Genomic DNA, 22,341 nt, shown 5'->3' on the forward strand with positions numbered 1-22,341 from the left:
TGTCTATATAGGCAGAGCGCCCTACTCAAGCAGACAAGGGACAACGACTAGACGTATGGTTTCCTCATGACAGAACCAGACTCGCCGCCGGAGGACGACGACCGGTTTCACTCGATCCACGTGCCGGAGCCGAACCCCGACTACCCACCGTTGAGATGGGAGCCACTACGGCCGCACGGGGATCGTGCCCGGGTCCGTGACTACACGTGCAGCTGCCAGCCGACGTACTACGAGTTGTGCCAGATAGGGGGTGAATACTTCATCCGGCGGACCCGCATAGTCGATGGTGAAACCGTGGTCGACGAGACCGCACGCGGCAGGCGCGCTCAAACGATGATCGTGTGGGCCAACCTGCTGTTCGCGGGCCACCGATAACCAGGGCGTACGCGGCGTGCTCCGTCAGGAGCCGGTCGTGAAGGCGGCGTGCCGGGCCCTCGCTTCGGCGGCGGGCAGGAGCTCGCGGGCCGCCAGCCAGGCCGCCGCGCCCGCCGCGTCGCGCGCCGTCGTGACCGTCTCGCCCGCCAGCAGCCGCATCACGGCCGCCCGCACCGGCCCTTCGCTGGTCAGCACGCTGCCGGCGAGCACCACCGGGCCGGCGGCGTGCACCCGCCGGAGCGTGGTCACCAGATGGCCGGCCGCCTCCTGGACGATCTCGACGGCCAGCGGATCGCCCGCCTCCGCCGCCCGGCTGACCAGCGAGGACAGCGCGGCCAGCCGCATGTGGTCGGCCTGCGCCAGCCGGACGATGCGATCGGCGGCGGCACGCGGCGTGGCCCGCCGCTCCGCGCCCAGGAAGTGCCCGCCGACGAGCCGGACCAGCTCTCCCCCTTCGCCCTCGGGGAGCAGGGCCTCGACCGGCAGGCCCCGGTCCAGGGCGTGCACCACGGCCTTGGCGGCCTCGCGGCCGATCCAGAAGCCCGAACCCGCGTCGCCGAGGAGCCAGCCCAGCCCGTCCGCGAGCGCGTCGAGGTCGAAGTCCACGATCCGGGCGGCGACGGCGCCCGTGCCGGACAGCAGCAGGGCGCCGTCGGGCTCGGAGGACCCGGCGGCGTAGGCGATCTGCACGTCACCCAGGTAGCGCGGCCCGCGGGCGATCCCGTGCTCGGCCCAGACCGTCGTCAGCTCGGGCACCATCTCCTCCACGTGCCCGGCCACTCCGGCCAGCGAGGAGACCACCCGGGCCCCGGCCAGGGAGCCGAGCGCCTCGCGCAGCGCGTCGGCGACCGCCGCCACCGCCGCGGTCAGCCCGTGCGCGGTCGGATTGCCCGGCCCGGCGATCGCGTAGCCGACGCGAGCGCCGCCGAGCGTGTGCACGGCCACCCGCGTGGAGGTGGCCCCGGCATCGACGCCGACCACTAGCGATTCCGTCACGGAAACGAGTCTGGGGGTTGACGGGACCCTGAAGCAAGAATAATTTTCGCGGGAAGACCGGGTATTCGGAAGGAATATTCGTGACTTCAGGAGCTCTCGGACGTGTAGAGACGGAACTACCCGGTTTGCCGGAGGCGTTGCGCAGGGTCGGCGAGGTCATTCTCGGAGACCCGGCCGAGGCCGCGCGGTCGACCATCATCGCGCTGGCCGAGCGGGCGGGCAGCTCGCCCGCCACCGTGACCAGGTTCTGCCGGGCGTTCGGCTTCTCCGGCTACGCGGAGCTGCGTGTCGCGCTCGCCACGGAGACCGGCAGGGCGGCGCAGGCCGGCTGGGGCGCGGGCGTCGGCCACGAGATCGGCCCCGACGACCCGCTGGACGCGGCCATCGAGGTGATGGCCGCCGCCGACACCAGGCTCATCCAGGACACCGCCGCCCAACTCGACCTCGACGTGGTCGCCAGGGTCGCCGACGCGATCGTGGCGGCCCCGCGTGTACTCCTCGTCGGCGTCTCCACCAGCGGTAACGTGGCGACCATGCTGGAGGGCCGGCTGCGCCGGATCGGCATCCCGGGGTGGAGCGCGGGTGACGCGCACGTGGCCCTGTCGGAGGCGGCACTGCTCAAGACGGGCGACGTGGCCATCGGCATCAGCCATCGCGGCCGCACCCGCGAGGTCATGGAGTCGCTGGCGGAGGCGGGCAGCCACGGGGCACTGACGGTCGCCGTCACCTCCTTCGCCCGCTCGCCGCTGGCCGAGCTGGCCGAGCTGGTGCTGACCACCGCCAGCAGGGAGACCACGTTCCGGCTCGGCGGGCTGGCCGCCGTGCACTCGCAGCTCTTCGTGCTGGACGCCGTCTACGTGGCGGTCGCGCAACGCACTTACGAGCGCACCAACGAGGCGTTCGAACGCACGATCAGCGCTGTGGAGAGCCACCGCGTGGAGAGAGGCTGAATGAGCTACGCATCCAAGGTGCTCGACCTGGCCCATCAGGTCGCGGAGAGCCAGGCCGAGCCGGTACGCGCGGCGGCCGCGCTGCTGGTGGCCTCGATCAGGGCGGACGGCGTGGTCAACGCGTTCGGCTCGGGTCATTCCGAGGCCATCGCCATGGAGATCGCCGGCCGGGCCGGCGGCCTGGTCCCCAGCAACCGCCTCACTCCCAGGGACCTGGTGCTGTACGGTGGCCAGCCGCCCAGCGTGCTGACCCCTGAGCTGGAGCGGGATCCGGCGGTCGCGCACCGGATCTACGAGCTGGCCCCGGTCGCGCCGCAGGACGTGTTCGTACTGATCTCCAGCTCGGGCGTCAACGGCGCGGTCGTCGAGCTGGCCACGATCGTCAAGGAACGCGGCCACCCGCTGATCGCCCTGACCTCCGTCAAGCACAGCACGCGGATGACCTCCCGCCACCCGTCGGGCGCCAAGCTGCTCGACCTGGCGGACGTGGTGCTGGACAACGGCGCGCCCTACGGGGACGCCATCCTCGACCTGCCCGGCGGCGGCACCTACGGCGCGGTGTCCACGATCACCTCGGCGCTGCTCGCGCAGATGGTGGTCACGCGGGCGGTGGAGGAGCTGGTGGCCCTGGGCGAGACACCCCCCATCTACCTGTCGGCCAACGTGACCGGCGGCGACGACCACAACAAGGCACTGGAGAGCCGCTACGCAGGACGCATCAGACGCGGTTCATAAATAGTCAGGAGTAAGTCATCATGCCTCACACCCCCCATATCAGTAGGCGCGAACTCCTTCGCGGCGCCGCCCTCGTGCCCGTGGCAGGGGCGCTGGCCGCGTGTGCCACACCGGCGGCCCCGCCCGCGGCCACGTCGTCGTCCGCGCCGGTCGCGACCAGCGCGGCGAACCCGCTCGGCGTTCCCGCCGACAAGCCGCTGGAGGTCTGGATCTTCGACGGCGGCTTCGGCCAGGACTATGCCACCGGCATCCACCAGCCGCTGTTCAAGAGCAAATATCCGAACGTCGAGATCAAGCACAACTCGACCAAGGAGATCACGAAGGTCCTCCAGCCGCGCTTCGCCGGCGGCAACCCGCCCGAGGTGATCGACAACTCCGGCGCCAACTTCATGGACTTCGGCGCGCTGGCCCAGGACAGCCAGCTGCAGGACCTCACCGCGCTGCTCGACGCGCCCTCGTGGGACGACCCGAACACCAAGGTCAGGGACACCATCGACCAGTCGGTCATCGACATCGGCACCTACGACGGCAAGTTCTCCGTGCTCGGCTACGTCAACTACATCCACGGCATCTGGTATTCGCAGAAGGCATTCCGGGACAACCAATGGCAGATCCCGAAGACCTGGGACGAGTTCCTGGCCCTCTGCGAGACGATCAAGAAGTCCGGCAAGATGGCACCTTTCACCTATGCCGGAAAATTCCCGCAATATCTGTATGAGCCGCTGCTGACCATGGCCGCCAAGATCGGCGGCAACGAGGTGCTCGTCAACATCGACAACCTCGAGGACGGCGCCTGGACCGCCGAGCCCATGAAGACCGCCGCCACCGCCTGGGCCGAGGTGGGCGCCAAATATCTCATGCAGGGCACCACCGGCCTCGACCACATCCAGACCCAGACCGCCCAGAACAAGTACCGCGTGGCCATGCTGCCCTCCGGCTCCTGGCTGGAGAACGAGCAGAAGTCCACCACCCCGGCCGACTTCGAGTACGGCATGTTCCCCATCCCCGACGTCACCGGCTCGGACAAGCTGCCGTACGGCACCCTGCACACCCAGCCGGGCGAGAACTTCATCGTCTCCGCCAAGAGCCCCAACCCGCAGGCCGGCATGGAATACCTGCGGGCCATGCTGTCGAAGAAGGCGGCCGGCGACTTCAGCGAGCTCGTACGTACGCTGACCGTGGTCAAGGGCGCGAGCGAGGGCCGCAAGAACTCGCCGGGCGTCGAGAGCGCCTCCAAGGCGATCACCGAGGCGGGCGCCAACGTCGTCTACTACCGCTGGAACAACTGGTACGGCCCGCTCAAGGACGAGGGCGTCGCCGCCACCGGCGAGCTGATGGCCGGCCGCCTCAGCCCGGACAAGTATCTGGAGCGCATGCAGAAGAAGGCCGACGAGATCAAGAACGACTCCTCGATCAAGAAGTATCAGCGTTCATGATCTTCAACAGGTATCGCCGCGGGCTGTTCATCATCTCGTTCCTGGCAGCCCCGGTGATGCTCTATCTGGTCTACGTGATCTCGCCCTACCTACAGGCGTTCTACATCGCGATGACGGACTGGCGCGGCGTGACGGCCACGCCCACCTTCATCGGCCTGGACAACTTCGTGCGGCTGTTCGGCGACGAGACGTTCTGGAAGGCCGTCACCCACAACGTCCTGCTGCTCGTGCTGCTGCCGCTGATCACGATCGTCATCGCCCTGTTCTTCGCCTTCCTCCTCAATGTGGGCGGCGCGCAGGGCGTGACCGGCATCCGCGGGTCGAAGATCTACCGCGTGGTGTTCTTCTTCCCGCAGGTCCTGGCCGTCGCGGTGGTGGCGGTGCTGTTCCAGCAGGTGTTCCGGCCGGATGGCAGCGGCATGCTGAACGGCCCCCTGATGGCGCTCGGGGTCTCGCCGATCGGCTTCCTGTCCGATCCCCAGGTGGCGTTCTGGTCGGTGCTGGGCGTCATGGTGTGGCAGGCGGTCGGCTTCTACGTGGTGCTGTTCTCGGCAGGGCTGGCCTCCATCCCGCGGGACATGTTCGAGGCGGCGCAGATCGACGGGGCCGGCCGGATGAGCCTGTTCTTCCGCGTCACGCTGCCGCTGCTCTGGGACACCGTCCAGGTGGCCTGGGTCTACCTGGGCATCCTGGCGCTCGACGTGTTCGCGATCGTGTGGGTGATGACCGACCAGCACGGCGGGCCCGACTGGTCGACGACCGTGATGGCGGCGGAGATCTACCGCAACGCCTTCCAGTACTCCCGCTTCGGCTACGCCTCCGCGCTGGGCGTGGTCATGTTCGTCTTCACCGTCGGCTTCGCGATCCTGTCCCTGCGCCTGTCACGGCGTGAACGAATCGAGTACTGATGACAACTGTGACGTCGTGGACGGCGGCGAACTCGCGGCGGCTCGCCCGCGAGGAACGCAGGCGGCGGCTCGGCCCGCTCGGGGTGCTCACGCACGTCGCGCTGCTGATCTGGACGCTGCTGGTCATGGTGCCGATCCTGTGGACGTTCCTGGCCTCGGTGAAGAGCGAGGACGAGATCTTCGGTGACGCCTGGTCGCTGCCCGCCACGCTGCGCTGGGACAACTTCGCCAGGGCCTGGGAGCAGGCGCACATCGGCCAGTACATGCTCAACAGCGTCATCGTCGTGGCGTTCAGCACGTTCGGGACCATGCTCGTCGGGTCCATGGCGGCGTACGTGCTGGCGCGTTACCCGTTCCGCGGCAACCGGGCGATCTACCTGCTGTTCGTGTCCGGGCTGGCGTTCCCGGTCTACCTGGCCCTGACGCCGCTGTTCTTCGTGGTGCAGAACCTGGGCAACCTGCCGGTCATCGGGCCCTTCATCGGGTTGAACACGCATGCCGGGATCGTGCTGGTCTACATCGCGTACTCGATGCCGTTCACCGTGTTCTTCCTGTCGGCCTTCTTCCGTACGCTGCCGACGGCCGTGGGGGAGGCGGCCATGGTGGACGGGGCCTCGCACACGCGGGTCTTCTTCCAGATCATGCTGCCGATGGCCCGGCCGGGCATCATCAGCATCACGATCTTCAACATCCTCGGGCAGTGGAACCAGTACCAGCTCCCGCTGGTGCTGCTGCAGGAGCGGGACAAGTGGGTGCTCACCCAGGGCATCTCCGACGTCTCCACCGCCGCCGGATACGACCAGGACTGGTCGGCCCTCTTCGCCGCCCTGACCATCGCCATCCTGCCGATGCTGGTCGTCTACACGCTCTTCCAGCGCCAGATCCAGTCGGGCCTCACGTCCGGCGCCCTGAAGTAGCCGTCACCCGGGGAGCGCCGTACGCGCCCGGCGCTCCCCGGGCATGTCAGGCGGGCAGCTCCGCGCGCAGCCGCCGCGTCGCCGCGACCACGTTCGCCATCGACGCCTCCACCTGCTCGTACGTCCGCGTCTTCAGCCCGCAGTCCGGGTTGACCCAGACCCGCTCCACCGGCAGCACCCGCAGCGTCCGGCGCAGCAACTCCTCGACCTCCCCGGCTCCGGGCACCCGGGGTGAGTGGATGTCGTACACCCCCGGCCCGAGCCCCCGCCCGAACGCCTCCACCGCCCCCAGGATCCGCGCCCCCGACCGGGCGGACTCGATCGTGGTGACGTCGGCGTCCAGGCCGTCGATGGCCGCCAGGATCTCGTCGGCGTCCGAATAGCACAGGTGGGTATGGATCTGCGTCCGGTCACCGGCCCCCGAGGTGGCCCGGCGGTAGGCCGCCACCGCCCACTCCAGGTAGTCCGCCTGCGCGCTTCGCCGCAGCGGCAGCAGCTCGCGCAAGGCCGGCTCGTCCACCTGGATGATCGAGATCCCGGCGGCCTCCAGGTCCCGCACCTCGTCCCTGACGGCGTCCGCCACCTGGAACACGACCTCCCGCAGCGGCAGGTCGTCCCGGACGAACGACCAGGCCACGATGGTCACGGGCCCGGTGAGCATGCCCTTGACCGGCTTGCCGGTGAGCGACTGCGCATATGTGGACCATCGCACGGTGATCGGCGCGGGCCGGCTGACGTCGCCGTGCAGGATCGGCGGGCGGGTGCAGCGCGACCCGTACGACTGGACCCACCCGTGCCGGGTGACCGCGAAGCCGTCGAGGTGCTCGGCGAAATACTGCACCATGTCGTTGCGCTCGGGCTCCCCGTGCACCAGGACGTCGAGCCCGAGCCGTTCCTGCACCCGGATGACCCGCTCGATCTCGGCCTCGACCCGCCGCTCGTAGTCCTCCCGCGACAGCGTGCCCGCGGTCAGGGCGGCCCGCGCCGCGCGCAGCTCGCCGGTCTGCGGGAACGACCCGATCGTGGTGATCGGCAACGGGGGCAGCCGCAGGTGCCCGGCCTGGGCGGCGGCGCGCAGCGCGTACGGGCTGCGCTCCTCCGCCGGCACCGGCCCCGGCAACGCCACCGAGGGCGCGGCCGGTGGCGTGCCCCGGAAGGCGGCCTGGGACAGCGCCACCACCTCGGCCACCTTCTGCTCGGCGAAGGCCAGCCGCGCCTTCAGCGCCGGGTCGAGCGAGTCCTCGGCCGCCACGTCGTAGGGCACGTGCAGCAACGAGCAGGACGTGCTCACCACCACGTGGGAGGCCCGGACCGCGCCGAGCGCGGCCAGCGCCCGCTCGGGCTGGGTCCGCCACACGTCGCGCCCCGACACCACGCCCGCCACCACGGTCTTCCCTGTCAGGTCGGCCTCGGGCACGCCGCCCCGCACCAGGTCCACCCCGATGGCCTCCACCGGCGTGCCGGCCAGCACCGGCAGCGACTCGCCGAGGTCCCCGAAATAGGAGGCCACGAACAGCGCGGGCCGCGAGCCGGCCGCCCCCAGCCGCTCGTAGGCGGTCGCGACCGCGGCCAGCTCCTCGGCGGTCCGGTCGCGGACCAGCGCGGGCTCGTCGAGCTGCACCCACTCGACCCCCTCGGCGGCCAGCACCGACAGCAGCTCCTCATAGAGGCCCAGCACCTCGTCGAGCCGCTCCAGGGCCCCCGCCAGCAGCAGGAACGTCACCGGCCCGAGCACCACGGGCCGCGTCTCGAACCCCAGCGCCCGCGCCTCCCGCACCTCGCCGAGCGGCTTGGCCGGGTCCAGCTCGAACTCCGTCTCCGGCCCGATCTCCGGCACGAGGTAGTGGTAGTTGGTGTCGAACCACTTCGTCATCCGCAGCGGCGCCAGCCCCTCGGTGCCCCGGGCCATGGCGAAATAGGGGTCCTCCGCCTCGCGATAGCGCGCGGGCACCGCGCCGAGCAGCACCGCCGTGTCGAGCACCTGGTCATAGAGCGAGAACGTGTTCGACGGCAACCCCGCCAGCCCCAGCTCGGCCAGCCGGCGCCAGGTCCTCGCCCTGATCTCGGCGCCCACCCGCTCCAGCTCGGCCCGGCTCGACCGCCCCTCCCAGTACGACTCCAGCGCCCGCTTCAGCTCCCGCCGCGGCCCGATCCGCGGATACCCGAGCACGGTGGACGTGGGAAATGGGGACATGCTCTCGACTCCTTCGCATCGTGGCGTGGCCCGCCACCCGGTGATCCGGTCGGATCTCCGGCATCCTGCCGAGCGCGGCGCGAATCGTGCACTATGTATTGGTGTTGCTTATGCTCCGGGAGATCCACTGTTTCACCAGGGTCGCGGCGCGGCTCAGCTTCTCCGCGGCCGCCGCCGACCTGGGCATGTCGCAGCCCGCCATGAGCCAGGCCATCACCCGGCTCGAACGCGCCACCGGGGTCAGGTTGTTCCAGCGCACCGCCCATGAGGTGCGGCTCACGGCGGAGGGCAAGGCGCTGCTGCCGTACGCGGAGCAGGCGATCGAGGCGGCCGGGGCGTTCACCGCCGAGGCCGCCCGGCTGGCGATGCCGATCATTCACCTTGCTTATCCACCACTGGTCGGCACGCTCGCGGCGCGGATCGTCAGGCGGCTGGCGGGCCGCAACCCGGCCGTCGGCGTGGAGCTGCGAGTGGCGGGCCGCGCGGAGGCGGCCAGGGCGCTGGCGGACGGCGAGGTCTCGGCCGCGATCCTGGCCGTTCCGGCGCCCACGGCGTTCGTCACGAGGTTCGTCACGGGGGCCAGGTTCCACGTCGTCGTCGATCATCTGGCGGTCCCGGCCGGGCACCGGTTGCAGGCCCGGCCCCGGGTCACCGCGGCCGAGCTGGGCGGCCAGGTGTTGCTCACGCCGGGCACCCTGCCGTGGCCGGGCCTGCCGGGGCGCTCGCGCATGGTGGCCGACGACGACTTCGCCGCGGCCCTCGACCTGGTGGCGGCGGGCGCGGGCCTGCTGCCGATCCCGCAGCTCCTGGCCAGGTCGATCAGAAGGGACGACGTGCGCTTCGTGCCGCTGGAGGCGGACGGCCTGCGCATCACCTACGCGCTGGCCTGGTCGAAGGAGCGCGTGACCCCGGAGCTGATGGCCCTGGTCCAGGCCGTCCAGGATGCCTTGTGGACCAGGTGAACGGGCCTCAGGTGGCGGGCAGGTTCTTCAGCGCCTCGCGCCGGCTCAGCCCCGTGATGCCCTTCGCCTTGACGTAACGCAGGACCTCGCCCGGGTTGGTCTTGGCGTATTCGCGTAAGGCCCAGCCGATCGCCTTGCGCGCGAAGAAGTCGTTGTCCGACAGGCTCGGCTCGATGCACGCGTACAGCAGGGCGGTGTCGGTGCGGCGCTTGAAGCGGTTTTGGCACAGGATCGAGGTGCGCCGCTTCCACAGGTCGTCGTCGTGCGCCCACTCCAGCATGAGCGGCCGCATGGAGTCGGGGTAGGTCGCCAGCAGCCCGCCGACGCGGTGTGTGGCCAGCTCGTCCACCAGATCCCACCAGGCGCCCGTGACGATCATCTCCTCGTACATCGGCACCGTGTAGAGGGTCTGGTATTCCCGGTAGAGGTGATAGCCGGACAACTCGATGGCGGCGTAGCGCTCCTCGCGGAACTCGGCCTCCCGCCACAGCGAGAGCACGGCCCTCCGCCAGTCCGGCGCGCTCTCCAGCCGGTGCTCGGTGAACACCCGCCGCAGCGCCGCCCGCCGGGGCACGGCCTGCGCTCCCAGGAAGGGCATGGTGGACTTCATGTACGCCCGCATCGCCTCCGCCTTGTCGGGCTGGGCCGCCTCCTGCAGGGCCAGCCGTACGGCCTTGCCGAGACTCATCCCTGCTGGGTGGTGCGCTCGCCGGTGGCGATCCCGTCGAAGAGCACCGTGATGTAGTGCTCGGCCAGCGCGGTGGTGTTGAGCCTGCCCCCGGGCCGGAACCAGCGCACCGCCACCCAGATGGTGTCGCGGATCATCCGGTAGGTCAGCTTGGGGTCGACGTCGGAACGGAACAGCCCGGCCGCCTGGCCCGCCTTGATCTGCGCCACCCAGATCTGCTCGACCTCGTCCTCGGCCTTGACGAGGTAGTTGAACCGCTCGAACTGACGCAGGTAATTCCAGTCGTTCTGCATCACCGTGATCGCGGCGCGGTGCGGCTCCAGCGTGCCGAATCCGATGCGGACCATCTCCGACAGCACCGCCCGGGCGTCCGTGCTGGTGTCGACCGCGGCGCGGTAGCGGGCGATGAGGTCGTCGAGGAAGGTGGACAGCACCTCGTCGACGATCGTCTCCTTGGAGTCGAAGTGGTGGTAGAGACTCCCGGAGAGGATGCCCGCCTCCTCGGCGATCTCGCGTACTGTCGTCGCCTGGAAGCCCTTGCGGGCGAAGAGCTCCGCGGCGAGTTTGACAAGGTGGTCGCGGCGCTCGGAGGCCGGCCCTGACACGCTGGCGCGCTGGCGCTTGGCCGGAGTGGTCGTGGTGCCGGAGTTCTTACGGGTGGTCACGTCACCATTATGAGCCCTCAGACAATCGCTTGTTCACGTGTCCGGCCCAGCTCATACGGCGTTCCGCGCTAGACCAAGCGCTTGCTACGATGCGGGCGTGAGCGAGGCGTACATCGTCGGCGCCGTCCGCACCCCCGTCGGGCGCAGGAACGGCGGCCTGGCCGAGGCCCACCCCGCCGACCTCGGCGCGCACGTGCTGGGGGAGCTGATGCGGCGCACCGGCGCCGACCCGGCCGCCGTCGAGGATGTGATCTTCGGCTGCGTGGACACGATCGGCCCGCAGGCCGGCGACGTCGCCCGCACCTGCTGGCTGGCCGCCGGGCTGCCCGAGCACGTGCCGGGCGTCACGGTGGACCGCCAGTGCGGCTCGTCCCAGCAGGCCCTGCACTTCGCCGCCCAGGCCGTGCTGTCGGGCACGGCCGACCTGGTCGTGGCGGGCGGCGTGCAGAACATGTCGATGGTGCCCATCGGGTCCGCCATGCTGGCCGGGCGCCCGCTCGGGCACGAGACCCCCTTCGCGGGCTCCACGGGCTGGGCGAAGCGGTACGGCGCCCAGGAGGTCTCCCAGTTCACCGGTGCCGAGCGGATCGCCGCCAGGTGGGGCATCTCCCGGGAGGCGATGGAACGGTACGCGTACGAGTCCCACCGGCGGGCCCTGCATGCCATCGACGCCGGATATTTCCGGCGCGAGACCACCCCCTACGACGGCCTCACCACGGACGAGGGCCCGCGCCGCGACACCACGATCGAGCGCATGGCCGCGCTCAAGCCGCTGACCGAGGGCGGCCGGCTCACCGCGGCCCTGGCCGCGCAGATCTCCGACGGCGCGGCGGCCCTGCTGGTCGCCTCGCCCCGGGCCGTACGCGACCACGGCCTGACCCCGCGCGCCCGCGTGCACCACCTGTCGGCCCGCGGCGCCGACCCGATCATGATGCTCTCCGCCCCGATCCCGGCGACCGCCCACGCCCTCGCCGTGACCGGCCTGTCGATCGGCGACTTCGACGCCGTCGAGATCAACGAGGCGTTCGCCCCCGTCGTCCTGGCCTGGATCGAGGAGACCGGCGCGGACCCTGCGCGGGTCAACCCGAACGGCGGCGCCATCGCCCTCGGCCACCCGCTCGGCGCGACCGGCGCCGTGCTGGCCGTGAAACTGCTGCACGAGCTGGAGCGCACGGCCGGCCGGTACGGCCTGCTGACCATGTGCGAGGGCGGGGGACAGGCGAACGTCACCGTCATCGAGCGCCTCGGTCCCGATATCCCCGCGGCGGGTTGACGTCAGAAAATGCCTCTAGCAAATAGGAAACTTTCCTATTAGATTTCGTTTCATGCCCCTGAGCGGTGACCTTCTTCGCCTCGCCGACGCCGTCCTCCTCCCCGGTTTCGTGGGACACACGCCCCCCGACTGGCTCCGCCGCCGGCTCGGCGCGGGGCTGGCCGGCGCGGTGCTGTTCTCGCGCAACATCGCCGACCCCGCCCAGGTGGCCCGGCTGACCGCCGCGCTGCGCGCGGAGAACCCCGAGATCCTCGTCGGCATCGACGAGGAGTCGGGCGAGGTCACCAGGCTGGAGGTGACCACGGGCAGCAGCCGCCCCGGCGGGTACGCGCTGGGCGTCGTGGACGACGTGGACCTGACCGAGTCCGTGGCCCGGGGCCTCGGCGGCGACCTGGCCAAGGTGGGCATCACGCTCGACTTCGCCCCCTCGGCCGACGTCAACTCCAACCCCGACAACCCGGTCATCGGCCTGCGGGCCTTCGGCGCGGATCCGGCGCTGGTCGCCCGGCACACCAGGGCGTTCGTCCGCGGCCTGCAGTCGGCGGGGGTGGCCGCCTGCGCCAAGCACTTCCCCGGGCACGGGGACACCTCGGTCGACTCCCATCACGGCGTGCCCGTGGTGGCCGAGCACGGGATCGAGGACGCGCTTTTCCCTTTCCGGGAAGCGATCGAGGAGGGCGTCAAGGCCGTCATGACCGGCCATCTCCTCGTGCCCCCGTATGACGCCGAATTCCCCGCCACCCTCAGCCCCAAGGTGCTCACCGGGCTGTTGCGCGAGCAGCTCGGCTTCCAGGGGATGATCGTCACCGACGGCATCGAGATGACCGCGGTGTCGGGGGCGTACGGGATCGGGGGCGCCTCCGCCCGCGCCATCGCCGCGGGAGCCGACGCCATCTGCGTCGGCGGCGAGCGGGCCGACGAGGCGACCGCGGTCGAGATCCGCGACGCCATCGCCGCGGCGGTGACCACTGGACTGCTGCCCGAGGAGCGACTGGCCGACGCCGCTCGCAGGGTCCGCGAGCTGGCGGCATGGGCCGCCTCCTCGGGCAGCCGGGCGCCGCAGGACGGCGTCCTCGGCTTGGAGGCCGCCCGCCGGGCGCTGCGCGTCACCCGCCGGTCGACGGCCCCGGTGCTGCCGCTGACCGCCGCCGCCCACGTGGTGGAGCTGGCCCCCGAGATGAACCTGGCCATCGACAGGAAGACCCCGTGGGGCCTCGGCGAGCCCCTCACCCGGCTCCTGCCCGGCACCGAGGTCACCCGCCTTACGGCGGGCGAGGCCACGGGCGCCGCCCTGGAGGACCTGATCGCGCGGGCCGCCCCCCGGCCGCTGGTCGTGGTGGTCCGGGACGTCCACCGCCACGAGTGGCAGGCCCAGGCCCTGGGCCACCTCCTGAGCGCCCGCCCGGACGCGGTGGTGGTGGAGATGGGCCTGCCCGCCCGCGCGGACCTGGGCGCCGTGCACATCGCCACGTACGGCGCCGCCCGGGTCTGCGGCCAGGCGGCGGCCGAGGCCCTCACGGGGGGCGTACGGTGACCGCCCGGCCGGCGTTCCTTACCGCCGTCCTGGCCGTCGTAGGCTGCCCCTCGTGGAATTCGATGGCGACGATCTCTCGCACGCGGCCCTGACCGACCGGCTCTCCCCGGAGGAGACGCACGTCTTCCGCGGCTGCGACCTCACGGAGGCGGACCTGTGGGGCGCCCCGCTGGCGGGCGCCCGCTTCGAGTCCTGCGTGCTGGACCAGACCGACTTCCGCAAGGCCGACCTGGACGGGGCGGCCTTTGTGGGAGGCGGCGGGATGCGCGTCCGCTTCAACGACGCGGACCTGATCGACGCGACGTTCACCGATGTGGACCTGTCCTCGGCCCAGTTCGGCGGGGCGTTGCTGACGGACACGGTCTTCACCGGCTGCCGCATGATAGGAGCCGCCCTGACGGCCTCCCGGGGCACCGGCTTCAAGGTCGCCCGCTCCAACCTGACCCTGGCCAACCTCGGCGGCTGCTCGCTGCGCGGGGAGCACATCGAGGGCGTCCGCTTCGACGACGCCGACCTGTCGGGCTGCGACTTCACCGAGGCCACGCTGGAGGACTGCCGCCTGATCGGGACCCGGCTGCTCAACACGACGTTCGCCAAGGCCGACCTGCGGGGCGCGGACCTGGGCCAGCCCGACGACGCCAAGCTGCGGGCCCTCGCCGGCGCCGTGATCAACCAGTTCCAGGCCAACGCCATCCTCGCGGCCCGCGGCATCACGGTCCTCTGACGCCGCCCGCCACGGCGGCGCTGCCCGCGTCACGCCGCCCCGTCACTCCCGCCCGCGTCACTCCCGTCCCCGTCACGCCTGCCCGCGTCACGCCCGCCCGCGTCACCCTGCAGGCGGTGTGAGCCGGGACAGGGTGGCCTCGGCCTCGGCCATGACGCGCCCGATCAGCTCCCGGCACGAGGGCAGGTCGTCGATCACGCCCACCACCTGCCCCGACGCCATCACCCCCAGGTCGGCCCGCCCGTCCACCATGGCCGCCCGCAGCAGCACCGGCGTGTTCGCCGCCTGGAGCACCTGGGCCCACGTCAGGTCACGCCCGTGCCGCATCCGGCGCCCCTCCCGGACCAGGGCGCCCCACGAGAGCCCCGACAGCCGCTTGAACCTGGCCGCGTTCGCCAGCGCCCTGACCAGCCGCGAGCGTTCGAGCGAGGCCACGAACGGGGTGGCCAGCACGCGGTGCGGCACCCCGTCCACGTCGGTCGTCACCACCGTCTCCCGCGCCGCCAGGTAGACCTTCTTCACCGCATCGGGCACCGGCGAGTCGCTGGTCAGCAGGAAGCGGGTGCCCATGGCGATCCCGCAGGCCCCGTACGCCAGCGCCGCCACCAGCCCCCGCCCGTCGAAGAACCCGCCCGCCGCGATCACCGGGACGTCCACGGCATCCACGACCCGCGGCAGCAGCAGCGTGGTGGCGAGCGGCCCGGTGTGCCCGCCGCCCTCCCCGCCCTGTACGACGATCGCGTCCACGCCCCACCCCGCGACCTTCTCCGCATGCCGGAGCGCCCCCACCGAGGGGATCGTCAGCACCCCCGCGTCCTTGAGCCGCGCGATCAGCTCCCGCCGTGGCGCCATGGCGAACGACGCCACCCGGACGCCCTCCCTGATGAGCACCCCGACCCGCTCGGCCGCGTCGTCGGCGTCGGAACGGAGGTTCACCCCGAACGGCGCGTCCGTGCGCTCCTTCACCCGCCGGATCGCCGCGGTCATCTCGGCAACCGACATGGTCGCCGCCCCGATCACCCCCAGCCCGCCCGCCGCGGAGGCGGCCGCCGCCAGCCGCGCGCCCGCGACGTACCCCATCCCGGTCTGGACGATCGGATACCGGCACCCGACCAGGGAGGTCAGCGCGGTCCTCACCCCGGGACCTCCCGCTCGCGCACCCGCCCGGGGTCGAGGCGGTCCAGGACGCGCAGCTCCTCGGCGGTCGGCTCGCGGGTGCGGCCGACGTTCGCGGGGACGTGGAGCTCGAACCCGGTCGCGGCCAGCACCTCGGCCACGCTCACCCCGGGATGCACCGACACCAGCCGCATGGACCCGCCGGGCGCGCCGAAGTCCAGGACGGCCAGGTCGGTCACCACCCGGCGCAGCTCGCGGGCGCCCCGGTCGGTGCCGAGCCCGCTGACCAGGTCCACCTGCCGGACGAACACCCGGGGCGAGTGCCGGGGGATCCAGTAGCTCGTGGGATCGCACCGCGTGTTCCCCGGCGCGCCCCGCACGCCCAGCAGCTGCGCCCGTGGCCTGGGCCAGTCGCCAATGCAGGAGATGTTCGTGTTGCCGTACCGGTCGATCTGGGAGGCCCCGAGCATGACGTGCCGCCGCCCGTTCAGCACCAGCCACAGGTGCTCCCTGAACGGCAGCCACCCCTCGACCACCTCGGGCGCCGCGCCCAGCGCGGGCACGTCGCCGGTCAGCAGGCAGACGCCGTCGTGCGTGAGCAGGTCGGGCTCGAACGTCAGCCGCGCCAGCCGCGCCCCCAGCACCGTCACCGCCCCGCCGATCGCCGCCGCCAGGATCTCCCCGTCCCCCCTGAACGCCTCCGCGCACGCCACGACGCACACGTCAGCCCTGCTCATGCGGGTCCTCCCGGAGCTCCTCCGGCGCCCACGACTCCCACGGGATCTCCGCGTAGCGCCGCTGCCGCTCCTCGTCGCGCCCGTAGTCCGGCTCGCACGAGGTGAACCCCGCCCCGCCGGGCGCCGCCACGACCCCCGCCACCATCGACCGGCTGATCAGCAGCGACTGCACCGGCCCCTCCTTGAGCAGATCGGCCGTGTCCACCACCCGCTCGCACGAGACGTAACACCGCCGCGCCGCCTTCGCGTAGAGATCGTCAAAGTACGGGTCGGGCCCCAGATACTGCGCGTTCCCCCGCACGTCGGCCCGGTTCACGTGCACCAGCGCCACGTCCATGGTCAGCGCGGGCACCGCCACCAGCTCCTCCCCGTCCGCGTACGGCGACCGCACCGTACGCAGCCCCGGATTGACCCGCAGCACGTCCGAGCCCAGCCCCGCCCGGGTGGGCAGGAACGGCAGCCCGTGCGCCCCCGCCAGCAGCCCGAACATGAACATCCCCTCGTCGTACTCCACGAACTCGATCTCCCCCGCCTGCCGGGCCCGCCTGAAGTGCGGCTCCAGCGGGATGGAGTCGAGCGTGACGAACGGGGCCACGACCCGGCGCACCTTCCGCGCCGCGCACAGCATGCCGACGTCGGGACCGCCGTAGGAGACGATCGTGAGGTCGCGCACCGGAGTGCGGAGCAGGGCGCGTACCAGGGCCATCGGCTTGCGGCGTGAGCCCCAGCCGCCGATCCCCACCGTCATCCCGCTCTCCACCGAGCAGGCCACCTCCGCGGCGGACATCACCTTGGTCACGTGAACCGCTCCCGGTGCCGGTCGCCGGCGCCCATGAGGTTCAGCTCGAAGGTGAAGCCCTGTTCGAAGCGGTAGCTGCGGTTGACGTCCACGGGGTCGATGCCGTTGAGCGACTCCTTGGCGCGGCGGATGACGTACGGGTCCTTGGCGGCGATCTGCTCCGCCACCTCCTGGGCCGCCTCCCGCAGCTTGTCGCGCGGCACCACCTCCAGCACCGAGCCGAACGCGTGCAGCTCGGCGGCCGTGACGTTCCTGCACGTGTAGACCATGGCCCGCATCAGGTGCTGCGGCACCAGCCGGGCCAGGTGCGTGGCCGCCCCCAGCGCGCCCCTGTCCACCTCGGGCAGCCCGAAGTAGGCGTCCTCGCTGGCCACGACGACGTCGGCGTTGCCCGCGAGCCCGACGCCGCCGCCCAGGCAGTGCCCGTGCACGGCCGCGATCACCGGCACCGCGCACTCGTAGACCGCCGCGAACGCCGCGTGGCACGCCCGGTTGACCGCGACCAGCGCCGCGTGCCCCGGAGCCGCCCGCAGCTCCTTGATGTCCACCCCGGCGTTGAACCCGCGCCCCTCGGCCCGCAGCACGGCCACCCTGGTCCCCGGGTCGCGCCCGGCCGCCCGCACGGCCTCGGCCAGCTCCTCCCAGGCCCGCACGGGCAGCGCGTTCACCGGCGGCAGGTCCACGACCACCTCGGCGATCGGGCCGGCCCGCAGCGTGATCCCCATAAGGCTCCCTAGATGCACCTAACGCTTGCTTGGTACGGTAGCACCCGTGACCGTCACTTACGACTACACCGGCAGGGCCGTCCTGGTGACGGGCGGCACCCGGGGCATCGGCGCGGGCATCGCCGCCGCCTTCCTGGCGGCGGGCGCCGAGGTGACCGTCTGCGCCCGCACCCCGGGCGCTGACGAGCACGGCGGCGGGATCCGGTTCGTCCGGGCCGACGTGCGGGTGCCGGCGGACGTCGAGCGGCTCATCGAGGGGTTCGACCGGCTGGACGTGGTGGTCAACAACGCGGGCGGCTCGCCGTACGCGCCGCTGGCGGGCACCTCGCCGCGGCTGCACGCCCGCGTCGTCGAGCTCAACCTGACGGCGCCGCTGCTGGTCTCCCAGTACGCCTACCCCCTGCTCGCCGCCGCCCGCGGGGCGGTCGTGATGATCGGCAGCTCCAGCGGGGCCCGCCCCTCGCCCGGCACCTCCGCCTACGGCGCCGCCAAGGCTGGGCTGCACCACCTGGCCCGCTGCCTGGCCGCCGAATGGGCGCCGGTAGTGCGGGTGAACACGGTCGTCGTGGGCCTGGCCGCCACGGAACGCGCCGCCGGCCACTACGGCGGACACGGGGACGAGCGCATGGGAGCGGCCATTCCCGCCGGCCGGATGGCGACCCCCGGCGACGTGGCCCGGGCCTGCCTGTGGCTGGCCGCGCCCGGCTACGTGACCGGCGCGGAAGTACGGGTGGACGGCGGCGGCGAGATCCCCGCCTGGCGCCACCTCGCCTCCGGCGACAGCCCGTGACGCCGGTCGGCGCCGAGTGCGACCCGTGACATCGGTCGGCGGCGAGCGCGACCGGTGATGCGCGGGGCGCGGGGCGCGGGGCGCGTGGCGGTCGTCAGCGCAGGGCGGAGCGGGCCGTCGGGTGGAGGCGCAGGCGTTCCGGCGCCGCGGTGAGGCGGGACTTGAGCATCGGCAGGTCCACCTCTCGCTCCTCCGCGGCCGTGTCGAACCGGGCGAACCACACGAACACGTTGACCCCCGTCCGTACCGGCAGGCGGGGGTAGGTGTTCTCCGCGTGCTCGGTCTCCAGGCAGGCGATCGCCGGCACTCCCTCCTCGGCCAGCACGGGCGCGACCTCCCGCGCGAAGAACGCGGAGAAACCCTCCTCGACGTGGTAGATCGTGGCCACATAGAGGGCCTGCGGCAGCTCCACCGCGCCGACCGGCGGGCGCTCCCAGGCGGGGAACTCCGCCGGACCCGCGGAGCGGAGCAGGAGCACGTCGTCGGAGTCGATCAGGGTGGCGTTGGCGGCGTCCCTGTTCGCCTGCCACACCGGTCCGCCGTAGAAGGCGCTCAGCGCCGCCTGCCTCGTGGGCATGTCGGGAAAGGCCCGCAACCAGGGGAAGGTGTCGGGCGCGTCCGGGTCCCGGAACGTGCCGGTGATCCGCATCCCGGTCGCCTCCTGCCCCTCGACGAACTCCCGCTCGAAGAGCTCGATCAGGGTGTCCCGCCGCCCGGGATGCAGGGTGTAACGCCGCAGTTCGTAGATCATGCGGCGGATGTTATGTGCCGGACACTGACGCCTCCTGTCAGCGTATAGGCGGAACAATGTTCTGATCACGTAATGCTGTCAATCGGCAACTGAGAGTTATAGGCTCGCCTTGGCCTTGATCCCTTGGGGCCAAGGAATGGCAATGGGGGCGGTGTGCGTCTTGGGGCCCGTGGTGCGCGCCCTCCCGGAGGCTTCCCTCACTGGGCGAAGGGAGCAGATGTGATCACAAAGGTGCTGGCCGCCGCGGCCATGGCGGCAGCGGTCGTCGGCGGCACGCTACTGGCAGTCCCCGCTCACGCCGACGACGACTGGGCCGGCCCGTGGATCGGCCACAACTGGTCCCGCAACTGGAGCGGCAACCACGACTCGTCGCAGTCGGGCAACAACTTCGGGGACGTGCTCGCCGGCAACCGCGGCGAGGGCGCCTCGACCAACGTCAACAACGTCAACGGCGTCGCCACCACCGCCACCCACGGCGGCATCGCGGTGACGTACATCTTCGACTGACCGGCTGACGTCCGAGACAGACACACTCGAAAGGACACGACATGATGAAGAAGCTCTGCGTGACCGGCCTCGTCGCCGCCGCTGCCGGCATGACCCTGCTGTCGGCCCCCGCGCTCGCGGACACCAACGCCGGTAACTCCAGCTCCAACCGCAATTCCTCGCAGTCGGGCAACAACTTCGGCAACGTCGCCAGCCTCAACCTCAACGGCTATGGCGCGACCGGTGTCAACAACGTCAACGGCAACGCCGTGACCGGCACCAACGGCAGCGACGTGGTCGTCGACGACGTCGTCGACTAGCAGCCAGGGTCGCGCCGCGGACCGCCAGAACGCGGTCGCGCTCCCCAGGTCGCGCGAGCCGGTCCCGCCCTGGCAGTAGGGGCCGGTCCGCGCCGCGGCGGGGGCGGCCGATCAGCAGGTGATCCCACCGTCCACGGGGATCACCGCGCCGGTCAGGTACGCCCCCGCCCGCGATGACAGGAAAATGGCGGTCCCGGCCATGTCGTCGGGCCGCCCGATCCGCCCCAGCGGCACGCTCGACGCGACGGACTGCCTGGTCGCGGGGTCGTCCAGGGCGAAGGCCATCATCTTCGAGTCGAACGGCCCGGGCGCGATGGCGTTGACCGTGACGTGCTCCGGCGCCAGGTGCCTGGCCAGATGCCGGGTGAGCATGTGCACCGCCGACTTCGTCGAGGAATAGGCATAGGTCGGCAAGCCGGGCACCTTGATGCCGTCCACCGACCCCACATTGATGACACGCGCCGGATCCTCCGCCGTGGCCGCCTCCCTCAGCTGGGGCAGGAACTTCTGGGTCAGGTAGAAGACGCCCTTCACGTTGATGTTCCAGAGCTTGTCGAAGGCGTGCTCGGGATAGTCCTCCAGCGGCGCGCCCCAGGTCGCCCCCGCATTGTTCACCAGCACGTGCAGCGGCCCGTCCACCGCCGCGACGAGGTGCTCCACCCCCTCGGGCGTGGACAGGTCGGCGGGAACACCGGAACATCCCAGCTCGGCGGCGGTCTTCTCGACCTCGGCCGTCTTACGGGCGGAGATGTGGACGGTCGCGCCCGCGGCGACGAACCCGGCGGCGATCATGCGCCCGATGCCCCGCGAACCGCCGGTGACGACGACCGTCTTGCCTTCCACTGAGAACAGAGTCATGTTCTGGCAGCATGCCATACCAACCGGTCGGTAGCCAGTGGGGCCTCAGACGCCGGGGAGGCGGCCGTTGCGGAAGAGGTCGACGAACCGTTGGTGGTCCTCCCTGGCCTGGAGCCCGTACCGATGGGCGAAATCCACCAGCATCCCGATAAATCCGGACCTGTCGTCGCCGATCACCCGCACGATCGCGTCCTCCGTCGAGAAGTCGACGAGGTCGTGGCTGGACTCGTCGTCGGCCACGGAGTGCATGCGCGCCACCGCCCGCCCCAGGTCCTGCACGATCGAGCGCAGCTCGTCCGGCTCGTTGACGTCGTCCCAGTCCAGATCGGCCGAGTACGGTGACACCTCGGCCACCAGCTGCCCGACCCCGTTGAGCGTCGTGTAGCCGAGCCACGGATCGGCGTAGGCCTGCAGCGCCCGCTGCGACTCGGCCGTACGGTGCCCCTGGTGCAGGAAGTAGGAGGCCACCTTCTCGTCGGTGATGTGCCGCGCCACCGCCGGCACCGCCGCCTGCTTCATGTAGAGGATGACGTCGTTCTCCAGCGCCTGCGTGTGCCCTTCGAGCAGCAGGTTGTACGACGGCAGCCCCGCCGACCCGATCCCGACGCCCTTGCGCAGCGCCACATCCTTGATCACGTGCTCGACCGGCCTGCCCTGCACCGGCAGCGTGGCCAGGTACTCCTCGAACGCGGCCAGCACGGCCTGCCTGGTCGCCGCGTCCACCGGCTCGCGCCCCTCCATGAGAGCGAAGCGCCGGTCGTAGTCGCTGATCACGGTCTCGACGTCCAGCATCGCCACCCGGGTGCTGAGCCGCGCCGTCTGCAGCACCCGGTGCAGCACGCCGCTGGTGGTCTCCAGGGTGAGCGAGCCGATCGCGTGGTCCCCGCCGTGGGAGATCGCGGCCATCTCGACCAAGTACGCCCCGGCGAAGTCGGTCACGAGCACGCTGATCGAGTCGTCGGACAGCGCCTTGGCGTACCCGATCAGCGCCACGCTGGCCGCGAAGCGCTTGAGGTCCCAGACGTAGGGGCCGACGTAGGCCTCGTCGAAGTCGTTGACGTTGAAGACGAGGGCGCCGGAGGCGTTCATGTAGGTGCCGAAGTTTTCAGCGTGCAGGTCGCCGTGGATCCACACCCTGCTGGTCTGCTGGTCGAGGTAGGACTCGTCCGCGAACGTCCCCGTCATGTCCGCGTAGAACAGGGAGGCGCTGCCCCGGTAGAAGGCGAAGGGCGAGGCCGCCATCTTCCGGAACTTCCGCCTGAAGGCGGCGGGGTCCCGCTTGATCGACTCGCCGAATTCCGTCATGAGGACGTCGAGAAGAAAGGAGGAGCGTGTGCCCATATCCAACGACAGTAGATCTCCGCTGATCCCTCGCCTAGCCCGGGGGGTCCCTTGACCTGCG

At 71.4% G+C, this 22,341-nt stretch carries 24 protein-coding genes; 13 read left to right on the top strand and 11 right to left on the bottom strand.

Going from position 1 to position 22,341, the window contains the following annotated elements; genetic code table 11:
- Positions 1 to 66 precede the first annotated feature (66 nt).
- Positions 67 to 375 (top strand): hypothetical protein, encoded by a 309-nt coding sequence (locus tag BLS95_RS44800; RefSeq protein ID WP_090945714.1) that lies wholly within the window; start codon positions 67 to 69, stop codon positions 373 to 375.
- A gap of 24 nt (positions 376 to 399) precedes the next feature.
- On the opposite strand, the gene BLS95_RS44805 is transcribed toward BLS95_RS44800, so the two are convergent.
- Positions 400 to 1,371 carry an N-acetylglucosamine kinase gene (locus BLS95_RS44805; RefSeq protein WP_176993722.1) on the bottom strand — a complete coding sequence of 324 codons (972 nt, stop codon included), beginning with the start codon at positions 1,369 to 1,371 and terminating at the stop codon, positions 400 to 402.
- Positions 1,372 to 1,451: 80 nt separating this feature from the next.
- Here BLS95_RS44805 and BLS95_RS44810 point away from each other — a divergent pair, with 80 nt between their 5' ends.
- From BLS95_RS44810 to BLS95_RS44830, 5 genes are read left to right on the top strand one after another with little or no spacing between them, the layout of a single operon-like run.
- Positions 1,452 to 2,321, top strand: a complete 870-nt coding sequence (locus BLS95_RS44810) for a MurR/RpiR family transcriptional regulator (RefSeq protein WP_090945716.1) — start codon at positions 1,452 to 1,454, stop codon at positions 2,319 to 2,321.
- Positions 2,322 to 3,056: a sugar isomerase domain-containing protein gene (locus BLS95_RS44815; protein ID WP_090945717.1), complete on the top strand. Its 735-nt coding sequence runs from the start codon at positions 2,322 to 2,324 to the stop codon at positions 3,054 to 3,056.
- 20 nt (positions 3,057 to 3,076) lie between these two features.
- The gene (gene ngcE, locus BLS95_RS44820) at positions 3,077 to 4,492 is read left to right on the top strand and encodes an N-acetylglucosamine/diacetylchitobiose ABC transporter substrate-binding protein (protein ID WP_090945718.1); all 1,416 of its coding nucleotides are present in this window, start codon (positions 3,077 to 3,079) and stop codon (positions 4,490 to 4,492) included.
- Positions 4,489 to 5,400: a carbohydrate ABC transporter permease gene (locus tag BLS95_RS44825; RefSeq protein WP_090945719.1), complete on the top strand. Its 912-nt coding sequence runs from the start codon at positions 4,489 to 4,491 to the stop codon at positions 5,398 to 5,400. The genes ngcE and BLS95_RS44825 overlap by 4 nt, the downstream gene beginning before the upstream one ends.
- Positions 5,400 to 6,317: a carbohydrate ABC transporter permease gene (locus BLS95_RS44830; protein WP_090945720.1), complete on the top strand. Its 918-nt coding sequence runs from the start codon at positions 5,400 to 5,402 to the stop codon at positions 6,315 to 6,317. Before BLS95_RS44825 ends, BLS95_RS44830 begins: the two co-directional genes overlap by 1 nt.
- 46 nt (positions 6,318 to 6,363) lie before the next feature.
- Here the strand turns inward: BLS95_RS44830 and metE are convergent, their stop codons facing one another.
- Positions 6,364 to 8,511, bottom strand: coding sequence for a 5-methyltetrahydropteroyltriglutamate--homocysteine S-methyltransferase (metE, locus tag BLS95_RS44835; protein WP_090945721.1), 2,148 nt, complete (start codon positions 8,509 to 8,511; stop codon positions 6,364 to 6,366).
- A 110-nt stretch (positions 8,512 to 8,621) separates the two neighbouring features.
- Here metE and BLS95_RS44840 point away from each other — a divergent pair, with 110 nt between their 5' ends.
- Positions 8,622 to 9,473, top strand: a complete 852-nt coding sequence (locus BLS95_RS44840; RefSeq protein WP_090945722.1) for a LysR family transcriptional regulator — start codon at positions 8,622 to 8,624, stop codon at positions 9,471 to 9,473.
- Between the two features lie 7 nt (positions 9,474 to 9,480).
- Here BLS95_RS44840 and BLS95_RS44845 read toward each other — a convergent pair whose 3' ends face one another.
- Together BLS95_RS44845 and BLS95_RS44850 are read right to left on the bottom strand one after the other, a co-directional pair.
- The gene (locus BLS95_RS44845) at positions 9,481 to 10,161 is read right to left on the bottom strand and encodes a DNA alkylation repair protein (RefSeq protein ID WP_090945723.1); all 681 of its coding nucleotides are present in this window, start codon (positions 10,159 to 10,161) and stop codon (positions 9,481 to 9,483) included.
- Complete coding sequence (locus BLS95_RS44850) at positions 10,158 to 10,826, bottom strand: TetR/AcrR family transcriptional regulator (RefSeq protein ID WP_090945724.1); 669 nt, start codon at positions 10,824 to 10,826, stop codon at positions 10,158 to 10,160. The genes BLS95_RS44845 and BLS95_RS44850 overlap by 4 nt, the downstream gene beginning before the upstream one ends.
- A 97-nt stretch (positions 10,827 to 10,923) precedes the next feature.
- Between BLS95_RS44850 and BLS95_RS44855 the strand changes: the two genes are divergently transcribed.
- Genes BLS95_RS44855 through BLS95_RS44865 form a run of 3 tightly spaced genes read left to right on the top strand, consistent with a single transcriptional unit; the run spans position 10,924 to position 14,357 of the window.
- Positions 10,924 to 12,099, top strand: a complete 1,176-nt coding sequence (locus BLS95_RS44855) for an acetyl-CoA C-acetyltransferase (RefSeq protein ID WP_090945725.1) — start codon at positions 10,924 to 10,926, stop codon at positions 12,097 to 12,099.
- A 52-nt stretch (positions 12,100 to 12,151) separates the two neighbouring features.
- A complete protein-coding gene (locus BLS95_RS44860; RefSeq protein WP_090945726.1) occupies positions 12,152 to 13,633 on the top strand; it encodes a glycoside hydrolase family 3 protein in 1,482 nt (493 codons plus the stop codon).
- A 52-nt stretch (positions 13,634 to 13,685) separates the two neighbouring features.
- On the top strand, positions 13,686 to 14,357 hold the full coding sequence (locus BLS95_RS44865) for a pentapeptide repeat-containing protein (protein ID WP_090945727.1): 672 nt from the start codon (positions 13,686 to 13,688) through the stop codon (positions 14,355 to 14,357).
- A 102-nt stretch (positions 14,358 to 14,459) separates the two neighbouring features.
- Here the strand turns inward: BLS95_RS44865 and BLS95_RS44870 are convergent, their stop codons facing one another.
- The 4 genes from BLS95_RS44870 to BLS95_RS44885 are packed head-to-tail and all read right to left on the bottom strand — an operon-like array spanning position 14,460 to position 17,734.
- The gene (locus BLS95_RS44870; protein ID WP_090945728.1) at positions 14,460 to 15,494 is read right to left on the bottom strand and encodes an NAD(P)H-dependent flavin oxidoreductase; all 1,035 of its coding nucleotides are present in this window, start codon (positions 15,492 to 15,494) and stop codon (positions 14,460 to 14,462) included.
- On the bottom strand, positions 15,491 to 16,210 hold the full coding sequence (locus tag BLS95_RS44875) for a CoA-transferase subunit beta (RefSeq protein WP_090945729.1): 720 nt from the start codon (positions 16,208 to 16,210) through the stop codon (positions 15,491 to 15,493). Before BLS95_RS44875 ends, BLS95_RS44870 begins: the two co-directional genes overlap by 4 nt.
- Positions 16,197 to 16,997 carry a CoA transferase subunit A gene (locus BLS95_RS44880; protein WP_090945789.1) on the bottom strand — a complete coding sequence of 267 codons (801 nt, stop codon included), beginning with the start codon at positions 16,995 to 16,997 and terminating at the stop codon, positions 16,197 to 16,199. Before BLS95_RS44880 ends, BLS95_RS44875 begins: the two co-directional genes overlap by 14 nt.
- Positions 16,998 to 17,005: 8 nt before the next feature.
- On the bottom strand, positions 17,006 to 17,734 hold the full coding sequence (locus BLS95_RS44885; protein WP_090945730.1) for an enoyl-CoA hydratase family protein: 729 nt from the start codon (positions 17,732 to 17,734) through the stop codon (positions 17,006 to 17,008).
- Between the two features lie 46 nt (positions 17,735 to 17,780).
- Between BLS95_RS44885 and BLS95_RS44890 the strand changes: the two genes are divergently transcribed.
- Complete coding sequence (locus tag BLS95_RS44890) at positions 17,781 to 18,524, top strand: SDR family oxidoreductase (RefSeq protein WP_090945731.1); 744 nt, start codon at positions 17,781 to 17,783, stop codon at positions 18,522 to 18,524.
- A gap of 94 nt (positions 18,525 to 18,618) precedes the next feature.
- Here the strand turns inward: BLS95_RS44890 and BLS95_RS44895 are convergent, their stop codons facing one another.
- On the bottom strand, positions 18,619 to 19,275 hold the full coding sequence (locus BLS95_RS44895; protein ID WP_090945732.1) for an NIPSNAP family protein: 657 nt from the start codon (positions 19,273 to 19,275) through the stop codon (positions 18,619 to 18,621).
- A 219-nt stretch (positions 19,276 to 19,494) separates the two neighbouring features.
- On the opposite strand from BLS95_RS44895, the gene BLS95_RS44900 reads away from it, so the two are divergent.
- Positions 19,495 to 19,782 (top strand): hypothetical protein, encoded by a 288-nt coding sequence (locus BLS95_RS44900; protein ID WP_090945733.1) that lies wholly within the window; start codon positions 19,495 to 19,497, stop codon positions 19,780 to 19,782.
- A 41-nt stretch (positions 19,783 to 19,823) separates the two neighbouring features.
- On the top strand, positions 19,824 to 20,081 hold the full coding sequence (locus BLS95_RS44905) for a hypothetical protein (RefSeq protein WP_090945734.1): 258 nt from the start codon (positions 19,824 to 19,826) through the stop codon (positions 20,079 to 20,081).
- A gap of 111 nt (positions 20,082 to 20,192) precedes the next feature.
- Here the strand turns inward: BLS95_RS44905 and BLS95_RS44910 are convergent, their stop codons facing one another.
- Positions 20,193 to 20,939, bottom strand: coding sequence for an SDR family oxidoreductase (locus BLS95_RS44910; protein WP_090945735.1), 747 nt, complete (start codon positions 20,937 to 20,939; stop codon positions 20,193 to 20,195).
- A gap of 45 nt (positions 20,940 to 20,984) precedes the next feature.
- A complete protein-coding gene (locus BLS95_RS44915; protein WP_245765675.1) occupies positions 20,985 to 22,244 on the bottom strand; it encodes a DUF2252 domain-containing protein in 1,260 nt (419 codons plus the stop codon).
- Positions 22,245 to 22,341 lie beyond the last annotated feature (97 nt).

Origin of the sequence: Nonomuraea jiangxiensis (assembly GCF_900099965.1) — a bacterium.
Lineage (GTDB): Bacteria > Actinomycetota > Actinomycetes > Streptosporangiales > Streptosporangiaceae > Nonomuraea > Nonomuraea jiangxiensis.

Excerpts from the sequence above, each read along its gene's own strand:
- BLS95_RS44800 (WP_090945714.1), top strand. The coding sequence starts at position 67 with ATGACAGAACCAGACTCGCCGCCGGAGGACGACGACCGGTTTCACTCG.
- BLS95_RS44815 (WP_090945717.1), top strand. The coding sequence starts at position 2,322 with ATGAGCTACGCATCCAAGGTGCTCGACCTGGCCCATCAGGTCGCGGAG.
- ngcE (WP_090945718.1), top strand. The coding sequence starts at position 3,077 with ATGCCTCACACCCCCCATATCAGTAGGCGCGAACTCCTTCGCGGCGCC.
- BLS95_RS44825 (WP_090945719.1), top strand. The coding sequence starts at position 4,489 with ATGATCTTCAACAGGTATCGCCGCGGGCTGTTCATCATCTCGTTCCTG.
- BLS95_RS44830 (WP_090945720.1), top strand. The coding sequence starts at position 5,400 with ATGACAACTGTGACGTCGTGGACGGCGGCGAACTCGCGGCGGCTCGCC.
- metE (WP_090945721.1), bottom strand. The coding sequence starts at position 8,511 with ATGTCCCCATTTCCCACGTCCACCGTGCTCGGGTATCCGCGGATCGGG.
- BLS95_RS44840 (WP_090945722.1), top strand. The coding sequence starts at position 8,622 with ATGCTCCGGGAGATCCACTGTTTCACCAGGGTCGCGGCGCGGCTCAGC.
- BLS95_RS44845 (WP_090945723.1), bottom strand. The coding sequence starts at position 10,161 with ATGAGTCTCGGCAAGGCCGTACGGCTGGCCCTGCAGGAGGCGGCCCAG.
- BLS95_RS44860 (WP_090945726.1), top strand. The coding sequence starts at position 12,152 with ATGCCCCTGAGCGGTGACCTTCTTCGCCTCGCCGACGCCGTCCTCCTC.
- BLS95_RS44875 (WP_090945729.1), bottom strand. The coding sequence starts at position 16,210 with ATGAGCAGGGCTGACGTGTGCGTCGTGGCGTGCGCGGAGGCGTTCAGG.
- BLS95_RS44880 (WP_090945789.1), bottom strand. The coding sequence starts at position 16,997 with ATGTCCGCCGCGGAGGTGGCCTGCTCGGTGGAGAGCGGGATGACGGTG.
- BLS95_RS44885 (WP_090945730.1), bottom strand. The coding sequence starts at position 17,734 with ATGGGGATCACGCTGCGGGCCGGCCCGATCGCCGAGGTGGTCGTGGAC.
- BLS95_RS44895 (WP_090945732.1), bottom strand. The coding sequence starts at position 19,275 with ATGATCTACGAACTGCGGCGTTACACCCTGCATCCCGGGCGGCGGGAC.
- BLS95_RS44905 (WP_090945734.1), top strand. The coding sequence starts at position 19,824 with ATGATGAAGAAGCTCTGCGTGACCGGCCTCGTCGCCGCCGCTGCCGGC.
- BLS95_RS44910 (WP_090945735.1), bottom strand. The coding sequence starts at position 20,939 with ATGACTCTGTTCTCAGTGGAAGGCAAGACGGTCGTCGTCACCGGCGGT.
- BLS95_RS44915 (WP_245765675.1), bottom strand. The coding sequence starts at position 22,244 with ATGACGGAATTCGGCGAGTCGATCAAGCGGGACCCCGCCGCCTTCAGG.